Origin of the sequence: Pseudonocardia broussonetiae (assembly GCF_013155125.1) — a bacterium.
Lineage (GTDB): Bacteria > Actinomycetota > Actinomycetes > Mycobacteriales > Pseudonocardiaceae > Pseudonocardia > Pseudonocardia broussonetiae.
In genome coordinates, this window is the sequence record NZ_CP053564.1 from 5,842,829 (window position 1) to 5,858,966 (window position 16,138).

The window sequence follows — 16,138 nt, forward strand, 5'->3', positions numbered from 1 at the left end:
CTGACCGCCATCGTGGTCCGCGGAGGGTGAGACGACACCATCCTCAGGGGGTGAGCGTCCCCTCAGAGGAATCCGAGCACCCGTCCCCGGGCCACCGCTCCCCGCCGGTTGGTCGCCCCGAGCTTGCGGTAGAGCGCCCGCTCGTGCGTCTTGATCGTGTTGACCGAGAGGCGGAGCTCCGCAGCGATCTCGGCGTTGGTCATCGTGCTGGCCAGGTACCGCAGGACCGTGCGTTCGCGGTCGGTCAGGTTGTCGGTCCGGCCGGTCCGGCCGGTGCGCCGGTCGCCGCGGCCGGGAACGCTGTCCATCCGCCGCAGGAGGTCGACCAGGAAGGCGGGCACGGCCGAACCCCGTTCGAGCCGCAGCTCGAGCAGCGGGCGCAGGACGGCCGCCTCCTCGAGGAGCGGTCCGCGCAGGGCGAACGTGGCTGCCCGGGTCAGCACCTGCTCGATCCGCTCCAGTGCCAGTTCCTCGTCGTGGTGCGCGAGGGCGAGGGCGGCGTCGAGGACGCCGGTGACGATGCGGGCCCGGGGATGGGCCGAGGGCCGTGCACCGCGCCGCGCCGCGACAGCGGCCGGGACGTCGCCCAGGACCAGCAGCAGGCGGGCGGAGGCCAGCGGCGTCTCCTCCGGGTCGTCCTCGGCCACGGCGCGAGCGGCCGCCCGGTCTCCGAGGCGGGCGAGCACGACGGCCTCGGCCGTGCGAAGACGTCGGCGCAGCGGCGACGGCAGATCCGGCACGTCGATCGCCGCAGCCGCGCCGCGCAGGACGGACAGGGCCCGCTCGTGGTCTCCCGCCGCCCCGTGGCGCGCAGCCCGGACGAGAGCGGTGAGGACCACGACGTGCGGTTCACCGCTGCCCGCCTCGGCTCGCACCGCGCGGGTGAGCCAGTCGTCGGCCTCGCCGACGTCGGCCCGGTCGAGGGCGACCCGGGCCATCGTCAGATGGGCGGCGACGACCTGTGCCGGGGCCTCGAGCCCCGAGGCCGACGCCCGGGCGAGGGCCCGGCGGGCACGGGTCTGCGCCGCGTCCAGGTCACCGCGCTCGCACAGCGACAGGGCGAGGTAGGACGCCGCTTCGATGTGCGGCAGCGTCGGCGCCGGTGACTCGACGGCGAGCGCCGCCCGGAAGCGGTGCACCGCCGTGTCGAGGTCGTCGTCGAGGAGTGCGGCCAGACCCAGAGCGCTGTCGACGACGATCGGCACGAGCTCCGTGTCGTCCAGTTCCGATCGGGCGAGCTGCACCGGGTCACGCGGTAGGGCGCGGTACACCTCGCCCACGAGGTCCCACCGGCCGCGGAGCCGGGCGAACCCGCCCTCGACCAGGCCGATGAGCACCCCGGCACGGGCCGCCCGGACGTCGGAGAGCATCTCGGTCCCGGCCCGGGCCGCGCTCAGCAGGCCGGCCACGTCGTTGCGGTCACCCTGCACGATCCGCGCGGCGGCGAGACCCAGGGCCAGCTCGACGTGGGTGACCAGCACCGGGCGCGGGAGGGTGGCGAGCACTGCCTCCAGCTCAGCGGCCTGTCCGCGCAGGACGCGGCCGAGCGCGTGCCGGCCGACCACGACCGCGGCCAGGGACCAGAGCCGCCCCGCGGTCGCCGAGCGGATCGTCTCCAGGGGCAGGTCGGCGCGGCGGAACCACTCCGCCGCCCGGCGGTGCCGGTCGCGGCGCCCCTTCTCGGCCGCCGGCCGGGAGCGCACGACGTCGCCGAGCAGCCGGTGCATGCGGTACCAGCGTCCGGGCAGGTCCGCCGTCGGCACGACCAGGTGCTCGGCCGACAGTTCCGCGAGCAGCTGCTCGCCGTCGGCGACGCCGGTCAGGGCGGCGGCCAGGTCGGCGCAGACCCGGTCCGCCACGCTGATCCGCTCGAGATGCCGCACCAGCTCCGCGGGCTGCTGGGCCAGCACCTCGTCGATCAGGTAGCCGGCCACGGCGTGGTGATCGCCCGAGAAGGTGTCGAGCACCGTGCCGTCGTCGGCGCTCCCGGTCAGGTGCAGCGCCGCCAGCCGCAGCGCGGCGGGCCAGCCGTCGGTCCGCTCGACGAGCCGATCCACCCGGGTCCGGTCGACCGCCAGGCCGAGCCGGGCGAAGAGGTCGACGGCCTCGTCGGTGCTGAACGCGAGTTCTGCGGCGGGCACCTGCCGGACCGCGCCGGCGATCTTCAACCGCGTCAGCGGCCACGGTGGGTCGCGGCGGGTCAGCACCAGGAGCGACAGCATCGGCGGCGCCCGCACGACGAGCCGGACCAGCCCCTCGTGCACCGCGGCGGAGGTGATGCGCTGGAGGTCGTCGAGCACCAGGACGACCGGCTGCTCGACCAGCAGGCTCGCTGCCAGGAACGCAGCGGCCGGGTCCGGGCCGGCCGACGAGCCCTGCGTGAGCGGGTGCAGCGCCTCGGCCGCGGCGCGTCCGACGACCGTGCGCAGCGCCTCGGCCAGCCGGGACCAGAACGGTACGACGTCGTCGTCGGGCGGGGAGAGCCCCGCCCAGGCGACGGGTCTGCCGCCAGCTCCGGCTCCGGCCCACGACGCGGCGAGCACGGTCTTGCCCCACCCGGCTGCGGCGGCCACGACGGTCACCGGCACCGACCGGTCGGCGGCGAGGTGCGCGTAGAGCCGAGGACGCGGGACCGTCGGCGAGCCCGTCCTGCGTTCGATCCCCAGTGGAGGACGGGGCACGGCTGCTCGGACCGTGCTCGGCTGCCGACCCGGCCTCACCCCGGCTCCTCCGCGGACCGGACGCTGTGCCGGTGCACGCGATCGCCCGGCACTGGACTCCGCCCACCGGTCTCCGCGACCGGGTGGTGCGGGGTCCTGGCCGGGTGGATCATCTGCTCAGCCCTCTCCGGTCCGGACGTGGGACCGATCGCACGGCCCCCGGGCCCACCGGCGACGGCGAGGTGCGCGCACTCGCCAGGCAGGGGGTCGGCCGGGCACTGCCGGTGACAGGTGGGCGCTCTCACCGCAACAGGCCCAACTCGTGTGCGGTCAGCACTGCCCCGCGCCGGGTCGCCGCCCCCAGCTTGTCGTAGATCGACCGCACGTGGCTCTTGACCGTGTTGACCGAGACCGAGAGCTCGTCGGCGATCTCGTCCAGGTTGAGCAACGAGGGCAGCCTGAGCAGGACGTCGTGCTCCCGCGCGGTCAGCGCCAGGCCGGGCGGGCGGGTCGAGCGTCTCGCCCCGGCCAGTGCGTGCGCCGCGAACCGGGCCCGTTGACCTCCGCCCACGAGCTCGTCGACCAGCAGGGCTCCCACAGGGGCGGAGGCGAGGACGAAGGGCCGGACCGCGTCCAGTGGCCGGGCCCGGTCCAGGGCGGACCGCAACGCCTCCCGGGCGGCGGGGCGATCGCCGTCCTCGATCGCGGCCTTCGCCGTCACCAGCCAGGCCTCGACCACGGTCGTCGGGCGGAGCGGACGTGCGCGCGGATCCAGCACCGGTGCGACGGTCGCCCGTGCCGCACGGAACGATCCCGCGGCCACCTCCGCCCAGGACCGCATCAGCCGGTTCTCCCAGCGCGCCTCCGCCACCCCGGCCAGGGGCAGGACGGCCGCGGCCGCAGCCCGCGTGTGGCCCAGCCGCAGCGCGATGCGCTGTTCGAGGACCGCTGCAGCGGCCGCGACGACGGGCGGGAGGTCCGTTCCGCTCACCGCGGCCCGGGCCTGCTGCAGTTCCAGCAGGCCGGACGACTTCTCACCGGTGTCGTGGAGGGCGGCACCCCGGGCCACCCGCAGGGCGAAGCGGACCGCCGGGTGGACCCTGGCCGAGACGTTCCGCAGCCCGAGGTCCGCCCAGGCCAGGGCGGCGTCCGGCCGGCCCTGCTCCACGGCGACCAGCGCGGCGACGGCCCGGGCGGACGCCGCCAGACCGGTCGACTGCCATCCCCGGTCGGACACCTCCTCGCAGGCGGCCGTCGCGACGGCCGCCGCCTCGACCAGGTCGCCCTCGGTCCACGCGCCGACCGCGAGGGCGTACAGGCACTGGGCCTCGAGCAGCGGCAGCTCGAGCCGGCGGGCGCTCGCGAGGGACGCGGTGAGGTCGGCGCGGGCGGAGGCGAACGCCCCCGTCGCGATCCCGGCCGAGCCGCGGCCGGCACGGGCCAGCGCGGCGAGCGAGGGGTTCTCGGGCACGGGCTCGACGGGCGGGACGGACGCGTCGAGCCCGGCCAACCGCTCGATCGCGGTCAGCAGCGCGGCGAGATCGGTCCCCGTCGCGGGTCGACCCGACAGCCGCGCGTGCCGCAGGTGCTCCGCGACCGCCGGGGTGTCGCCCTTCTCGAGGTCGACCTGGGCGGCGAGGACGCAGCGCCACACCTCGACAGCCGGCTCGTGCCCGGCGGTGTCCAGCACGGCGCGCAGCACGCCGTGCTCACCGGCGGCGACCAGTTCGGCCCCGCGCTGCCCCAGCATCTCCGCGAGCAGCCCCGCGTCCCCGGTGGCACCGGCGTGCCGGACCGCCTCCGCGGGGTGCCCCCGACGATCCCACCAGAGCGCGGCCTTCCGGTGCAGCGCCGCGGTCGCGTCGTCGCCGCGGCGGCGCAGGTCGGCGACGAAGTGGGTGCGGAGGAGCTCCTGGACGTGGTAGTCGGCCCCCTCCGGCCCGGTGCGGGTGACCAGGCCGAGGTCGTGTTCCAGATCGTGCAGCAGGACGGCGGCGTCGTCGCGGCCGCACAGCTCCACGGCGAGGGCGGCGGGGATCGGGTCGACGATGCTCGTGCGACGCAGCACGTCCCGGTGCTCCTCCGTGATCCCGGCCAGCACCTCCCCCATCAGGTAGTCCGCCACGGCCCTCTCGTCACCCGAGAAGGCCGCCAGGAACGCATCGGGATCGGGGTGCTCGCTCAGCGAGCGGGCTGCGAGCCGCACCCCGGCGACCCACCCGCCGGTGCGCTCGTGCAACAGCCCGCACTGCTCCGGTGTGAGGCGCAGGCCGCTGCGGCGCAGCAGGTCCGCCGATTCGGCCGCGGAGAAGCGGAGGTGCTCCGCCCGCAGTTCGACGAGCTCGTCCTCCAGGCGTAGCCGGGCCAGCGGGAACGGGGGGTCCAGCCGACCGGCCAGGACCAGCTGCACCTGCGGGAGGCGGGCCCGCACGACCATGCGCAGGTGGTCCACCACGGGCGCGCTGTGCAGGTGGTGGGCGTCGTCGAGTACCAGGCGCAGTGGCTGCGGCAGCGCGGCGAGGCCGAGCAGGAGGTCGTCGAGGAAGTCCATCTCCACGGTGGTCCGGGAGGCGACGAGCCGCCTCAGCCTGCTCGACGGCGGCACCGCCGCGCACGCGCACAGGGCCGCCAGCACCGCGGTCCACAGCCGGGACGGGTCGTCGTGCTCCTCGTCCAACGACACCCACGCCGCCGGCACGCCCGGGTCCCGGACGATCCAGTCCGCGAGGAGCAGGGACTTGCCGTAGCCCGCCGGGGCGGTGACCAGCGTGAGTGCACTGGTGGCTGCGGAGTCGAGGACGGCCCGCAACGACGGGCGGGTCACCAGGTCGCGTGGCAGCGCGGGCGGGGTCAGCGTGGACCGCGCGACGTCACGCATCGCCACCTCCCGTTCCGCTCGGTCCTGCTCTCCAGGCTCGCACCGACCGCGGGGACCGCCTAGGGCCGTCCGGACGCTGATCGGTCCGTGAGAGGCCCGAACCGTCCCGGGCACGCACTGCGGGAACGGGGCCCGCAACGGCCGGATCACGGCGCGCACGAGGGGGCCACTGCCTGGTCGAGGATGACGACCAACCGCGCCAGCAGCTGCTCGCCCTCTCCGACGCTGATCACCCCGTGCTGCTCGGCGGCACGGATCTCGACCCGGAGCATGCCGGCGAAGTCGTCGGCCCACCGGGCGGACAGCCGCGCCGTCGATGCCGCGGTGACCCGTGCGCCGCGAGGGTGGTACCGGTCCGGCTCGCCGAACCGCTGCGCGGCCGGCAGCCGGTGGGCCGGCAGCCGGTGGGCCGCCCGCCGGACGCTCAGGTCGTCCGTGTCGTCGATCATCCTCGCTCCTCCCCGCGAACGGTGGCTGCTCTCAGACCCTGTGGGTCACGACGGCACCGCCTCGTCACCCTGCCGGTGCCGTCGGTGCCAGGGGCGGTGCGGCGGCGTCGACCCGTCGCGGGCGGCGCCGAGCCCGGCCACGGCGTCCGGCGCCGGCTCGGCGGCGTCGTGCGCCGGCGGCGACTCGCACAGGAAGGCGTGCGCCCAGCGGGCCCGCGGGTCGATGTCGACCAGCAGGGACTTGGCCAACAGGGTCAGCGGGATCGCCAGCACCGCCCCCAGCGGTCCGAGCAACCACGCCCAGAACACGAGGGACAGGAAGGTGACCGTCATGGACAGCCCGACGGCGTCCCCGACGAACCGGGGCTGGATCAGCGATTGCACCACGAAGTTGAGGACGCAGTAGACGAGGATGACGAGCAGCATCCGGTCCGGTCCGTGCACGAGCAGGGCGAGCAGCGCCGGCGGCACGACGCCGATGAGGAACCCGATGTTGGGGATGTAGTTCGTGACGAACGCCAGCACTCCCCAGGTGACCGCGAGCGGCACGCCCATGAACAGCAGCGCGATGGTGTCCAGTACTCCGACGATGAGCCCGAAGACCGTGGAGACCACCAGGTACTGGCGGGTGTTGCGGGCGAAGCCGACGAGCGCCCCGGCCACCGAGGGCCGGTCGGCGGCGACGATCGCGATCCGGTCGCGCGTGGACCCGGTCTCGACGCTGAGGAAGAGCAGCAGCGTCAGCAGGAAGATCAGGTTGCTGGCCAGTCCGGCGATACCGCTCAGCACGGCGACCGCCGCCTGCGTGACCTTGCCCAGGTCCAGCGATTCGACCACCCGTCGCAGCTCGGCGGGTTCGACCCCGAACCTCTCGAGCAGCGAGGTCGCCGATCCGACCGACTCGCGACCGGCGACCGCGTACTCGGGCAGCGCCGAGGCCAGGCGGGCGGCGGAGACGACCACGCACAGGGCCATCGCCAGGACCACGGCGTAGACCGCCACCGCCAGCGCCGCGGTCGCGGCCCACGCGGGCCAGCCGTGGTCACGCAGCTTGCCGAGCACCGGGGCCAGGGCGATGACGATCACCATGGCGAGGAACACCGGCCCGATGAACCAGGCGAGCGAGCGGATCCCGGCCGCGGCCACGACGGCGGCGGCGACACCGAGCAGGACGACGAGGCCGCGCGGTATGCCGATCCTGCCCAGGGGGGACCGCCCGTCGGCCGCGGCCGGACCGGGGGCTGCCGTTCCTGATGTCGTCACGGGGTGAACCTGGCGCGGATCGCCCGGCTCCGCGTCACCCGCAGGGGGTGACACCACGGGGCCCCGCGCACTCACGTCCGGTGGTCCGGTCGCTGTGCGGGCCGCCTCTTGTGGTGCTCCGCGCAGAGGACGTCACGCTTGAGCACCTCGTACTCCGGCGCGGTGATGGCGCCGCTGTCGAGCAGGCGCTTCGCCGCCGCGATCTGGTCCGCCGGTCCCGGGCGGGCGGCCTCCCGCGCGCGCCGCCGCTCGACCATCCCGCTGCCCTGCGTCGCCAGGTAGCTGAGCAGCCCGACGTAGGGGAAGAAGACCAGGAACACCGTCCAGCTCGCCTTCGCCGCGCCGGGGCTGTCCCGGCGGATCACGTCGCCGAGGACCAGGACGACCAACCAGCACCAGACCCCCACCACGACGAGGATCAGCGCCACCCAGACCAGCTCGAGCACCAGGGGCCCGTCGTCCACTGCGAACGCCATCGTCTTCCGGTCTCCTCTGCGGGTGGGTCGGCACGCGGGCCGCCAGGGTCACCGGCCGGGTGCGGCGTGCGCCCACCCGCACGGGGTGAACCTCCCCGGGTCGGGTCCCGTCGTCGGTCGGACGTGCTCCACCTCCGCGACTCCGCTCATCCCTGCTGGGCGATGCGACGCCGGCGGTGCGCCGACACTCTCGCCGCCGTGCCAGGAGCGGAGCGTCGGCGGGGAGAACACGCATGAGTGACGAGCGCGCGACCGCGGCCGCCCCGTGAGCACGCCGAGGACCGCCTCGACCCGGCGGGCACCGAAGCGGCTGGCCGCCGTCGCCCCGGGGCTGGCCGGGCTGGCGGACTACCAGGTGCGCTGGCTGCCCAAGGACCTGGTCGCCGGGCTGGTCCTGACCGCGCTGCTCGTGCCGCAGGGCATGGCGTACGCCGAGCTGGCCGGCCTGCCTGCGATCACCGGGCTGTACACGTCGATCCTGTGCCTGCTCGGCTACGCGGTGTTCGGGCCGTCCCGCATCCTGGTGCTCGGACCCGACTCCTCGCTCGGTCCGATGATCGCGGCGACGATCCTCCCGCTGGCCGGCGCGAACGGCGACCCGGCACGCGCGGTCGCGCTCGCCTCGGCACTCGCGCTGCTGACGGGCACCATCAGCGTCCTGGCCGGCGTCGGTGGGCTCGGCTTCGTGGCCGACCTGATCTCCCGGCCCACGATGATCGGCTACCTCAACGGGCTCGCGCTCACCATCTTCGTCAGCCAGCTGCCCAAGCTGTTCGGGTTCTCGGTCGACGCGTCGGGCTTCCTCGGTGAGGTCACCGGACTGGTGGCCGGCATCGCGCGCGGCGAGACCGTCCCCGCGGCGCTGGTTGTCGGCGCCGCCGGACTGGCCGCGATCCTGGCGCTGCAGCGGCTGCTGCCGAAGGTGCCGGCGATCCTCGTGGTGGTCGTCCTCTCGATCACCGCCACGGCGGTCCTCGGTCTCGACGAGCGCGGCGTCGACGTCGTCGGCATCCTGCCGGCGGGTTTCCCCCCGCTGACGATCCCGGACGTCACCCTGTCCGACCTCACGCTGCTGCTGGCCGGGGCGCTGGGGATCGCGGTGGTGTCGGTGGCCGACACGATCTCCACGGCCTCGGCGTTCGCGGCCCGCGCCGGGCGCACCGTGCAGGGCGGCCGGGAGATGACCGCGATCGGCGCGTCGAACCTCGCTGCCGGGCTGTTCGGCGGCTTCCCGGTGAGCACCAGCAGCTCGCGCACCGCGGTGGCCGAGCAGGCCGGGGCCAAGAGCCAGCTCACGGGGATCGTCGGCGCCGTGGCGATCACGCTGATCCTGCTCTTCGCCCCGGGCCTGCTGCGGGACCTCCCGCAGCCGACGCTGGCCGCGGTCGTGATCGCCGCGTCACTGAGCCTCGCCGACTGGCGGGGGACCGTGCGGCTGCACCGGCAGCGGCGCACCGAGTTCACCCTGTCGATCGCGGCGTTCCTGGGCGTGGTCGCGCTCGGCGTGCTGCCCGGCATAGCCCTGGCCGTGGCGCTGTCCATCGGCAACGTCTTCCGGCGCGCCTGGTGGCCCTACCAGACCGTGCTCGGCCGGGTGCCGGACCTGCCCGGCTTCCACGACGTGCACAGCTACCCGCACGCCGAGCGGCTGCCCGGGTGCGTGATCGTCCGGTTCGACGCCCCGCTCTTCTTCGCCAACACCCGCACCTTCCGCGAGCGGGTGCAGGCGCTGGCCGCAGGAGACCCCGGGCTGCGCTGGGTGGTGGTGGCCGCCGAGCCGATCACCGACGTCGACACCACGGCGGCCGACATGCTCCACGACCTCGACGTCTGGCTCAACGAGCGGGAGGTGCACCTGGTCTTCGCCGAGATGAAGGACCCCGTCCGGGAGAAGATCGACCGCTACGAGCTGCTCGGCACCATCGATCCCTCGCACTTCTACCCCACCGTCGACGCTGCGGTGACCGCGTACCGGGAGCTGACCGGAGCGGGTTGGCGCCCGGCCGCGGCGGGAGCGGGCGACTGACCGATGTCGTCCTGTTCGGGTGGTGACCGGCACCACGACCGCGGCTTGGCTGGGGCTGCGCGGGCCCGGAACCCGTGGGCGGGAGGGGTGCGATGTTGAGCCACGAGGAAGAGCGCCGGCTGCAGGCGATCGAGCAGCAGATGCGCGACGAGGACCCGGACTTCGTCCGCCGGTTCGGGCGCCGCACCGACACCCTCGCGGCCGCGCTCCACCGCGCCCGCGCGATCGCCGTCAAGGTCGTCCTCGGGCTCCTCACCGCCCTCGGTGTGCTGATCGGCATCGCCGGGCTGCTCACCGCCTCGCTCGCGCTGTTCTTCACCGGCTCCGGGCTCGCCGGGGTCTCGGCCTACCAGCTCCGGCGGGTCCGGCGCCGGCGCTGTGGTCGGTGACGCGGTCGGGGACGCCGTCGGGGACGCCATCGGGGACGCCGTCGGTGACGAAGGTCGCGCCGGCGCACAGACCCAGCGCACTCTCCAGGCGCTCCATCGCGAGCAGGAACAGCATCACCAGGACCGGGACGACGAGAACGGTCAGGACCACGGCGGCCGGGCGCCGTCGAGCATCGCGTCGAGGGTGACCGCTGCGTCGATGAGCGCCAGATGGGTGAACGCCTGGGGGAAGTTCCCGATCTGCTCGCCGGTCGGCGCGATCTCCTCCGAGTAGAGGCCGAGGTGGTTGGCGTAGGTGAGCATCTTCTCGAAGGCCATCCGCGCCGCGTCCAGCCGCCCCGCCCGCGCCAGCGCGTCGACCCGGGCGAAGCTGCACAGCGAGAACGTGCCCTCGTCGCCGCGCAGGCCGTCCGGGGACGCCGCCGGGTCGTACCGGTACACCAGGCTGTCGGTGACCAGCTCCGCGTCCATCGCGTCCAGGGTGGAGAGCCACATCGGGTCGGTCGGCGACACGAACCCGACCCGCGGCATGCGCAGGAGCGCGGCGTCGAGCACCCGGGACCCGTAGTGCTGCACGAACGCTCCGCGCTCGGCGTCGAACCCCTGGTCCATCACCTGCTCGTAGATCCGGTCGCGCTCGGCCGTCCACCGCTCGAGGGGTGCGGGCCGGCCGTGGGCGGCGGCCAGCCGGATCCCGCGGTCGAGCGCCACCCAGCACATCAGCCGTCCGTAGGTGAACGAGTGGCGACCGCCGCGGGTCTCCCAGATGCCCTCCTCGGGCTGGTCCCAGTTCTCGGCCACCCAGTCGAGCACGCGGCGCACCGCCATCCACCCGCGGTGCGGGAGGACGAGTCCGGCGCGGTCCGCGGCGTGGATGCTGTCGAGGGCCTCGCCGTAGATGTCGAGCTGCAGCTGGTCCGCTGCCCCGTTGCCGACGTGCACGGGCCGGGAGCCGCGGTGGCCCGACCAGTGCTCCACCACCTCCTCCTCGAGGTCGGAGGACCCGTCCACCCGGTACATGATGTTGAGCGGACCCCCGGCACCGCCGACCTGCTCACGGATCCGGTCGCCCAGCCAGCTGCCGAAGCGGGCCGCCTCGTCGACGAAGCCGAGCGCCAGCAGCGTGCCCACGGAGAACGAGGCGTCGCGCACCCAGGTGTACCGGTAGTCCCAGTTGCGCTCGCCGCCGATCTGCTCGGGCAGGCTCGCCGTCGGTGCGGCCACGAGCCCGCCGCTGGGGGCGTAGGTCATCAGCTTGAGCGTCATGGCCGACCGGTGGACGATCTCGCGCCAGCGGCCCGTGTAGGTCGAGCGGCCCAGCCAGCGCTGCCAGAAGCCCACCGTGTCGTCGAACAGGGCGCGGATCTCCGACAGCGGGACCTCCCGTGGGGGCCCGTCACTCGCGGACTCCAGCACGAGACCGCGCAGGTCACCCGCCTCCAGCGAGATCCGGGCGCTCAGGTCGCCCTCCTCGACCGCGACCGTCGCGAGCGGGCGGTCGCCGGGCTCGCGCACGATGTGCAGGGTCAGGGTCAGGGGGTCGGTGCGGAACACCGCGCCGTGCTCCGTCAGCTCGGTCCGGTGCTCGCTGCGCCCGTAGTCGAAGCGCGGTGCCACGTCCACGACGAAGGTCGTGCGGCCGCGCACGCAGCGCAGCATCCGCACGATCCGGTGCCGCGCGGACGCCGACCCGTCGAGCACGGGCATGAAGTCGACCACCTCCCCCACGCCGTCGGGCGTGGAGAACCGGGTCACCAGCACGGCCGAGTCCGGGTGGTACATCTGCTCGGCCGACCACGCGCCGCCGTCCGGTCGCACCCGGAAGTGCCCCCCACGGGCGTCGTCGAGCAGCGCGCCGAACACGCTCGGCGAGTCGAACCGCGGACAGCAGAACCAGTCGATCGAGCCGTCCGTGCTGACCAGCGCGGCCGTCTGCAGGTCCCCGATGATCCCGTGCTCGGCGATGGCGGCCTCGCTCATGCCTGCCCCTCCCGGATGTGGTCGTCGCGCCGACCGTGGCCGACCCGGGATCGGCGGGCCTCACCCCGAACAGGTGGTTGCAACGCGGGGCGCACCGCGGACCGTGCGTCAGGTGGTACCGGAACCGAGCGGGCGGGGCCCAGGGGCGGTGAGCGGCCGACAGGACGCCACCGGCCCGGGGGCACCTGCCGCGCGCCCGCCCCGGGGTCGTCGCGCCACCGCGCTGCTGCGCTGGCGACGCCGGGGGTGGGCCGACGACCGGGAGCTGGCGCACGCGATCCACGGGACGGTGGTCGGCGCCGCGGCCATGGGCGCGGCCAGCCTGCACGGCTCGCTGGGCCAGGTGGTGACGACCGTGCTGGTGACGATCGTCGTGTACTGGGCCGCCGAGCGGTACGCGCGCCTGCTGGCTGCCGCGGTGCAGGAGCCCCGAGGCGGGGGACGCGTGCGGGCGGCGCTGGTCGTGCTGCGGCACGGCTGGCCGATGGTGGAGGCGGCCTACACCCCGCTCGTGGTGCTGGTCGTGGTCGTCGCCGCCACCCGGGACCTGCGGACGGGTGTGCTCACCGCGCTGGGGGTGGCCACGCTGGAGCTCGGAACGCTGGGGTACGTCGCGGCCCGCCGGGCCGGCACCGACCGTGCGGCAGCGCTGGGCTGGGCGGCGCTGAGCGCCGGCTTCGGCGGTGTGGTCATCGCGTTGAAGCTCGCCCTGCACTGACGCGCCGCCCCACCGACCGCAGCTGCAGGCACCGGCGCTCGCGGCGCACCGGAGTGGTCCCGGTCCCGTTCATCCGTCCCGGGTGAACCCGAGGCCGCCGCACCTCATGAGGATGACGGGGGCCCTGCGCCGGAGCGCTCGGGCCGAACCGCTCGGAGGATGCGATGTCGGAGAACGGGATGCAGCGCCACGAGGTGCAGCACGACGAGGTGCAGCGCGACGTCGGGGACGTGGTCACCGACCTCGGTGGGTCCCGCTGGTGGTGGATCGCCTACGGCGCCCTGAGCATCGCGGCGGGTCTGGCGGCGCTCGTGTGGCCGGGCATCACCGTGGAGGTCCTCGCCATCGTCCTCGGGGTGCAGCTGCTCGTCCTCGGGGTCATGCGGATCGTCGGTTCCCTCACCACGTCGAGCGGCGTCGGCGCCACCGTCCTCGGCGTGCTCGTCGGCTTCCTCGCGTTCGTCGTCGGGCTGGTCTGCCTGCGCGCACCCGACAGGACGATCGTCGTGCTCACCCTCCTGCTCGGGGCGTTCTGGCTGTGCCACGGCCTGGCCGACCTCCTCCGGGCCGTCACGGGCCACGGCGGTTCCGGGCGCATCCTCACGGTCGTCAGCGGAGTGGTCGGGGTGGTCGGGGGCGTCGTCGTGCTGTCCTCGCCCGGCGCGACCGCCGTGGCCCTCGCCTGGATCCTCGGGGTGTTCCTCGTGGTCCAGGGGGCCGTCGTGGTCGTCGCGGCGTCGTCCTCCGACCGGGGCCCCGACTCCCCTGCTCCCCGGCAGCGGGCCGGTCGCCGTGATCCTGCGCCGACCGACGATCCTGCGCTCACCGACGATCCTGCGCTGACCGACCCGGTCCGGCGTCCGGCCGGCTGACCCGGCTGCCGGACGCGTCCCTACGTCCCCCCTCCCTCGGGCAGCCGGCGGCCTCCCTCGGGCAGCCGGCGCAGGGACACGATCTCCAGCCCCATCGCGCTGCACAGCGCCAGCAGCTCGGGCAGATCGGCCATCTCGTCGATCTGCCCGAAGACGATGGTCTGCGGTGGGACCGTCACGACGCCGAGGTCGTGGAAGGCGCCCCGTCCGCGATCGGACAGGGTGCCGTTGACCCGGAGCTCGTACCACGTCGTGCTCATCGTCTCCGCCTCCTCCCGACGCCGGAGCCCTGACCCGCCCATCGCTAGAGACCCGACTCCGCCGTGACCCGACCGTCCGCGACGGCGGCGAGCAGGTCGAGATGATCGTCCTCGTTCTGGTCGGCGTACGCCCGGGCGAACTTCCCGACGGCGTGGTCGAACGCCGGGCCGGAGCCGAGGTACGCCGCGATCGCGATGCGGTCGCCGGAGCGGGAGTGCGCCCTGGCCAGCGTCCAGCCGCACAGCTCGCCGTACATCCGCATACCGTCGGGCACCATCGTGCCGAGGTCGGCGGACCCCTTCCAGTCGCGAAGCTGGCGCAGGTAGAAGTCGCGCGTCCGGCCGTCGAAGCCCTGCACCCGCACCCAGCCGAGGAAGATGTCGCTCGCCGCCTGCATCAACCGCTGACCGACGACGACCCTCTCGCCGGAGTTCTCGTGGCGACCCGGCCCCACGAACTCCTCGAGCACAGACGGCCCCGCCTCCTTGGCCTGGAGGAAGAGCGGGTCGCGCGGACCGTCCCCGAGCAGCAGCAGCATGTACGAGCGGGTTCCCACACTGCCCACGCCCACGACCTTGCGGGCGACGTCCACGAGCCGGTACTGGTCGAGCAGCGCCCGCCGCTCCGGCGGCAGGCTCGTCCGGTAGGACTCCAGGACCTCGATCAACCCCTGCTCGAGGTCGGTGTCCTCCCCGACCAGGTCGCGCAGGGGCACGACCAACGGCGGCTCGGCCGCGATCCGCGGGCTGCCGTCGTGCACGGCGGCGAACCGGTCGAGCGCTCCGAGGTTGTCCTTGGTGTAGGCCTTGGAGATGGTGCGGGCGAGCGCCTTGCGGCGGTGACCCCCGAGCTGCGACGCGAGTCGCGTCTGCAGCGCCTCCGCCTCGGCGACGGCGTACCACACCTGCAGGGCGGGTCGGTCGGCGAACTCGCGGACGGCGCGGCGGTAGGACGCCACCGCGGACACGACGATGTCCTGGCGCTCGGCAGCGGGGTAGCCGTTGTCGCGTCCGGCGATCTCCAGACTCGCCGCCAGCCGCTTGACGTCCCACTCCCAGGGACCGGGCTGGGTCTCGTCGAAGTCGTTGATGTCGAAGACCAGACGCCGCTCCGGGGACGCGAACAGGCCGAAGTTCGCCACGTGGGCGTCACCGCACGCCTGGACCACCAGGCCGGTGCTCGGCGTGTCCGCGAGGTCGGCCGCCATCGGCAGCGCGGCGCCGCGGAAGTAGGTGAACGGCGAGACGGCCATGCGGCCGTAGCGGATCGCCAGCAGCTCGGGGACGCGTGCGGCTTCCTGCCTCTGCAGCAGGCTCAGCGCGGTGGGCCGGCCGGGCATGCGCACGCACTCCGCATGAGCGGAACGAGGTACCACGCGGCGTGCCGCCCTCCCCCGCGCGGAGCGCTGCTCGCGGGTCTGGGGCGGAGGCGACTCGGCTGTGCGCGCCGGCCTGCTCTGGACATCGGTCATCGTCGGACTCCTCGCGCTCGGCACGGCACAACGGACTCGTTCAGTCGAGATGGGTATCGCGTCCACCGGACAGGACCCACGGGATCCACAGACCTGCCCCGGGTTCGGTCCGGAGGGTCCCGACCACCGCGGGGTCGAACCAGGCCGCCTCGATCGTCTCGACCAGATCGGGGACGGGGACGCCGCGCACCGCCCGGGCTCGCAGGCACACGACGAACTGCTGGCGCACCTCGGTCCCGGACGGGTCCACCACGACGTGCCCCGGGTCGGTGAACAGTCCGGCCACGCCGGTGATGCGGACGAGCACCCCGGACTCCTCCACGGTCTCGCGGACCCCCGCCTCCCGCATGCTCTCGCCGACGTCGACGCGGCCGCCCGGCAGCTCCCACGCACCGCTGTCGGCCCGGCGCACCAGGAGCAGCCGCCCCCGGTCGTCCCGGGCCGCGACGAAGACCGACGGCACGACCGCGGTCGCCTTCGGAGCCGCGACGTCGTGGATGTAGACCCGGCGCACCGGCCCAGCGCCCACCGCGGTCCCGGGCCCCACCGTCGTCGCCTGTGTGTCGGTCATGGCGCGATGGTCGTGACCCGACCGGTCGACGGCATCCTCCGAGCGGGGTGAACAGTGGACCCGACATCGCCCGGACCCGGGTACGCGGCCCCGTGCCGGCCGCGCGGACGGCGCGCCGGACGAG

13 protein-coding genes are annotated in these 16,138 nt (G+C 74.5%); 4 read left to right on the forward strand and 9 right to left on the reverse strand.

Annotated elements, in window-relative coordinates; translation table 11 throughout:
* Window positions 1-62: 62 nt before the first annotated feature.
* The 5 genes from HOP40_RS28330 to HOP40_RS28350 all read right to left on the reverse strand — a co-directional run bounded on the left by HOP40_RS28330 (window position 63) and on the right by HOP40_RS28350 (window position 7,726).
* Window positions 63-2,681 (reverse strand): winged helix-turn-helix domain-containing protein, encoded by a 2,619-nt coding sequence (locus HOP40_RS28330; protein ID WP_172164372.1) that lies wholly within the window; start codon window positions 2,679-2,681, stop codon window positions 63-65.
* Between the two features lie 280 nt (window positions 2,682-2,961).
* Window positions 2,962-5,538, reverse strand: coding sequence for a winged helix-turn-helix domain-containing protein (locus HOP40_RS28335; protein ID WP_172164375.1), 2,577 nt, complete (start codon window positions 5,536-5,538; stop codon window positions 2,962-2,964).
* A 146-nt stretch (window positions 5,539-5,684) separates the two neighbouring features.
* On the reverse strand, window positions 5,685-5,987 hold the full coding sequence (locus tag HOP40_RS28340) for a hypothetical protein (RefSeq protein ID WP_172164378.1): 303 nt from the start codon (window positions 5,985-5,987) through the stop codon (window positions 5,685-5,687).
* A 45-nt stretch (window positions 5,988-6,032) separates the two neighbouring features.
* A complete protein-coding gene (locus tag HOP40_RS28345) occupies window positions 6,033-7,250 on the reverse strand; it encodes an AI-2E family transporter (RefSeq protein ID WP_172164381.1) in 1,218 nt (405 codons plus the stop codon).
* Between the two features lie 71 nt (window positions 7,251-7,321).
* Window positions 7,322-7,726, reverse strand: coding sequence for an SHOCT domain-containing protein (locus HOP40_RS28350; protein WP_172164384.1), 405 nt, complete (start codon window positions 7,724-7,726; stop codon window positions 7,322-7,324).
* Between the two features lie 265 nt (window positions 7,727-7,991).
* Here HOP40_RS28350 and HOP40_RS28355 point away from each other — a divergent pair, with 265 nt between their 5' ends.
* Window positions 7,992-9,752, forward strand: a complete 1,761-nt coding sequence (locus HOP40_RS28355; RefSeq protein ID WP_172164387.1) for a SulP family inorganic anion transporter — start codon at window positions 7,992-7,994, stop codon at window positions 9,750-9,752.
* Window positions 9,753-9,844: 92 nt separating this feature from the next.
* A complete protein-coding gene (locus HOP40_RS28360; RefSeq protein ID WP_172164390.1) occupies window positions 9,845-10,141 on the forward strand; it encodes a DUF3040 domain-containing protein in 297 nt (98 codons plus the stop codon).
* Window positions 10,142-10,282: 141 nt separating this feature from the next.
* On the opposite strand, the gene HOP40_RS28365 is transcribed toward HOP40_RS28360, so the two are convergent.
* Entirely contained in the window at window positions 10,283-12,121 is a 1,839-nt protein-coding gene (locus HOP40_RS28365; RefSeq protein ID WP_172164393.1) for a glycoside hydrolase family 15 protein, read from the reverse strand.
* Between the two features lie 148 nt (window positions 12,122-12,269).
* Here HOP40_RS28365 and HOP40_RS28370 point away from each other — a divergent pair, with 148 nt between their 5' ends.
* Together HOP40_RS28370 and HOP40_RS28375 are read left to right on the forward strand one after the other, a co-directional pair.
* A complete protein-coding gene (locus HOP40_RS28370; RefSeq protein ID WP_172164396.1) occupies window positions 12,270-12,839 on the forward strand; it encodes a hypothetical protein in 570 nt (189 codons plus the stop codon).
* Window positions 12,840-13,003: 164 nt separating this feature from the next.
* Entirely contained in the window at window positions 13,004-13,711 is a 708-nt protein-coding gene (locus HOP40_RS28375; RefSeq protein ID WP_172164399.1) for an HdeD family acid-resistance protein, read from the forward strand.
* A gap of 20 nt (window positions 13,712-13,731) precedes the next feature.
* Here the strand turns inward: HOP40_RS28375 and HOP40_RS28380 are convergent, their stop codons facing one another.
* The 3 genes from HOP40_RS28380 to HOP40_RS28390 form a co-directional block, all read right to left on the reverse strand.
* Window positions 13,732-13,971 carry a hypothetical protein gene (locus HOP40_RS28380; protein ID WP_172164402.1) on the reverse strand — a complete coding sequence of 80 codons (240 nt, stop codon included), beginning with the start codon at window positions 13,969-13,971 and terminating at the stop codon, window positions 13,732-13,734.
* Window positions 13,972-14,015: 44 nt separating this feature from the next.
* Window positions 14,016-15,311: a DUF2252 domain-containing protein gene (locus tag HOP40_RS28385; RefSeq protein WP_240157328.1), complete on the reverse strand. Its 1,296-nt coding sequence runs from the start codon at window positions 15,309-15,311 to the stop codon at window positions 14,016-14,018.
* A gap of 172 nt (window positions 15,312-15,483) precedes the next feature.
* Complete coding sequence (locus tag HOP40_RS28390; RefSeq protein WP_172164408.1) at window positions 15,484-16,014, reverse strand: NUDIX domain-containing protein; 531 nt, start codon at window positions 16,012-16,014, stop codon at window positions 15,484-15,486.
* Window positions 16,015-16,138: the final 124 nt, after the last annotated feature.

Bases quoted from the DNA above. Each gene is read 5' to 3' on its own strand.
- HOP40_RS28335 (WP_172164375.1), bottom strand. From the start codon at position 5,538: ATGCGTGACGTCGCGCGGTCCACGCTGACCCCGCCCGCGCTGCCACGC.
- HOP40_RS28340 (WP_172164378.1), bottom strand. From the start codon at position 5,987: ATGATCGACGACACGGACGACCTGAGCGTCCGGCGGGCGGCCCACCGG.
- HOP40_RS28350 (WP_172164384.1), bottom strand. From the start codon at position 7,726: ATGGCGTTCGCAGTGGACGACGGGCCCCTGGTGCTCGAGCTGGTCTGG.
- HOP40_RS28360 (WP_172164390.1), top strand. From the start codon at position 9,845: ATGTTGAGCCACGAGGAAGAGCGCCGGCTGCAGGCGATCGAGCAGCAG.
- HOP40_RS28365 (WP_172164393.1), bottom strand. From the start codon at position 12,121: ATGAGCGAGGCCGCCATCGCCGAGCACGGGATCATCGGGGACCTGCAG.
- HOP40_RS28375 (WP_172164399.1), top strand. From the start codon at position 13,004: ATGTCGGAGAACGGGATGCAGCGCCACGAGGTGCAGCACGACGAGGTG.
- HOP40_RS28380 (WP_172164402.1), bottom strand. From the start codon at position 13,971: ATGAGCACGACGTGGTACGAGCTCCGGGTCAACGGCACCCTGTCCGAT.
- HOP40_RS28385 (WP_240157328.1), bottom strand. From the start codon at position 15,311: ATGCCCGGCCGGCCCACCGCGCTGAGCCTGCTGCAGAGGCAGGAAGCC.
- HOP40_RS28390 (WP_172164408.1), bottom strand. From the start codon at position 16,014: ATGACCGACACACAGGCGACGACGGTGGGGCCCGGGACCGCGGTGGGC.